This is a genomic window from Streptomyces sp. CB01580 (assembly GCF_001905795.1).
Classification (GTDB): Bacteria; Actinomycetota; Actinomycetes; order Streptomycetales; family Streptomycetaceae; genus Streptomyces.
Window position 1 is genome coordinate 1 of record NZ_LIXJ01000075.1, and the last position, 2833, is coordinate 2833.

Annotated in this window: 2 protein-coding genes; both read left to right on the forward strand. The window is 72.7% G+C overall.

Features of this window, described 5'->3' with window-relative positions:
• Positions 1-103: 103 nt before the first annotated feature.
• A complete protein-coding gene (locus AMK22_RS37100) occupies positions 104-1306 on the forward strand; it encodes an acetyl-CoA C-acetyltransferase (RefSeq protein ID WP_073792139.1) in 1203 nt (400 codons plus the stop codon).
• A gap of 159 nt (positions 1307-1465) precedes the next feature.
• Complete coding sequence (gene meaB / locus AMK22_RS37105) at positions 1466-2422, forward strand: methylmalonyl Co-A mutase-associated GTPase MeaB (protein WP_073792141.1); 957 nt, start codon at positions 1466-1468, stop codon at positions 2420-2422.
• Positions 2423-2833: the final 411 nt, after the last annotated feature.

The following is a 2833-nucleotide window of genomic DNA, read 5'->3' on the forward strand; positions in this document are numbered from 1 at the left end:
CAACGTGCGCGCCGTCACACCCGTTGCCGGATGACGGGCGGAGTACCGCTCAGTACATTCGAGTAAACCCTCGTTCACATCTCACCCCAAGGGGCTGCGGCTCATGTCAGGAACGACCGGTACCACCTCAGTGATCGTCGCGGGCGCGCGTACGCCCATGGGCCGCCTCCTCGGCTCCCTGAAGAGCTTCTCCGGGGCCGACCTCGGCGGCATCGCCATCAAGGCCGCGCTGGACCGGGCCGGCATCGGTGGCGACCAGGTCGAGTACGTGATCATGGGCCAGGTGCTCCAGGCCGGGGCGGGGCAGATCCCGGCGCGCCAGGCCGCCGTCGCGGCGGGCATCCCGATGAACGTCCCCGCGCTCACCGTCAACAAGGTGTGCCTGTCCGGACTCGACGCGATCGCGCTGGCCGACCAGCTGATCCGCGCGGGTGAGTTCGACGTCGTCGTCGCGGGCGGCCAGGAGTCGATGACCAACGCCCCGCACCTGCTCCCGAAGTCGCGCGAGGGCCACAAGTACGGCGCCGTCGAGATGCTCGACTCCATGGCGTACGACGGCCTGACCGACGCCTACGAGAACATCCCGATGGGCGAGTCCACCGAGAAGCACAACACCCGTCTGGGGCTGACCCGTGCCGCCCAGGACGAGATCGGTGCCCTCTCCCACCAGCGTGCCGCCGCCGCCCAGAAGAACGGCGTCTTCGAGGCCGAGATCACCCCGGTCGAGATCCCGCAGCGCAAGGGCGACCCGGTCCTCTTCGCCAAGGACGAGGGCATCCGCGCGGAGACGACCGTCGAGTCCCTCGCCCGGCTGCGCCCGGCCTTCACCAAGGACGGCACGATCACCGCGGGCACGTCCTCGCAGATCTCCGACGGCGCCGCGGCCGTCGTCGTCATGAGCAAGGCCAAGGCCGAGGAGCTGGGCCTGGAGTGGATCGCGGAGATCGGTGCCCACGGCAATGTGGCGGGCCCCGACAACTCGCTCCAGTCGCAGCCGTCCAACGCGATCCTGCACGCCCTGAAGAAGGAGGGCATCCAGATCGAGGACCTCGACCTGATCGAGATCAACGAGGCGTTCGCCGCGGTCGCCGTCCAGTCCATGAAGGACCTCGGCGTCACCTCCGACAAGGTCAACGTCAACGGCGGTGCCATCGCGCTCGGTCACCCGATCGGCATGTCCGGCGCCCGGCTGGTGCTGCACCTGGCGCTGGAGCTGAAGCGGCGCGGCGGCGGCGTCGGCGCGGCGGCGCTGTGCGGCGGCGGCGGCCAGGGCGACGCGCTGATCGTCCGCGTCCCGAAGAAGTAGGCCGCGGCGGCCCGTCGCCCGGGGACGCGACCGTACGTCCGCGTCCGGGGACGGACCGTACGCACGCGAGCGGGCCCGGATCGTACGTCCGGGCCCGGGAACGGCCCAGGTGGGCCGTACGTAGTACACGTAGAGCACGCGCGAGTGAACGGAGCGGTGATGGTGGACGTCCCCACCCTGGTCGAGCAGGCCCGGGCCGGCCGGCCGAGGGCCGTGGCCCGGCTCATCTCCCTGGTCGAGGGGGCGTCGCCGCAGCTGCGCGAGGTGATGGCGGCCCTGGCGCCGCTGACGGGCAACGCGTACGTGGTCGGCCTGACCGGCTCGCCCGGCGTCGGCAAGTCGACGTCGACGTCGGCGCTGGTCTCGGCGTACCGGCGGGCCGGCAAGCGGGTCGGCGTCCTGGCCGTCGACCCGTCCTCGCCGTTCTCCGGCGGGGCGCTCCTGGGCGACCGGGTGCGGATGTCGGAGCACGCCTCCGACCCGGGCGTCTACATCCGTTCCATGGCCACCCGCGGGCATCTGGGCGGCCTCGCCTGGGCGGCGCCGCAGGCGATCCGGGTGCTGGACGCGGCGGGCTGCGACGTGGTCCTGGTGGAGACGGTCGGCGTGGGCCAGTCGGAGGTGGAGATCGCCTCCCAGGCGGACACCTCCGTCGTCCTGCTGGCCCCCGGCATGGGCGACGGCATCCAGGCGGCGAAGGCCGGAATCCTGGAGATCGGCGACGTGTACGTGGTCAACAAGGCCGACCGGGACGGGGCGGACGCCACCGCGCGCGAGCTCAACCACATGCTGGGCCTGGGCGAGGCCCGCGGTCCCGGCGACTGGCGTCCGCCGATCGTGAAGACGGTCGCCGCCCGGGGCGAGGGGATCGACGAGGTCGTCGAGGCGCTGGAGAAGCACCGGGCGTGGATGGAGGAGCGCGGCGTCCTCGCCGAACGGCGCAGGGCCCGCGCGGCCCGCGAGGTCGAGACCATCGCCGTCACGCGACTGCGCGAGCGCATCGGCGATCTGCACGGCGATCGCCACCTCGGCGCGCTCGCGGAACGCATCGTGGCGGGGAGCCTCGATCCGTACGCGGCGGCGGACGAACTGGTGGCGGGGCTCACCGAGGCCTGACGGAGGTACGCGGGGCCCCGGCCACGGCGGCCTCCGCCGGGCCAGGTCGGGGCCGGTCCGGTCCACCGGGCACCGTTGCTCCGGCGACGAGGCACCGGTCCCGCGCCGTCGCGACCGACGACGCATTCGGTTCCGCCACTGGGGGCACGGGTCCGGTGCCGTCCCGTGCCAGGTCCGGGACCGTGCGACGTGACGTGTCCGTGGCAAAATTACCGCCGGACGCGCGCGACGGAACCCGGCCTTCCCCGGTGTTCCCCGGCGCTGCGCGCGTTGTCGAACGGGGGATTGGCGCATGCTGGGGCCGTTACGGGAGGACTCGCCCAGAAGGATCGGGCCCTACGGGATACGGGCCAGGCTCGGCGCGGGCGGCGGTGAAACCGCAGCTGCCCTCCGGTTTCGGGCAGCGCTTGT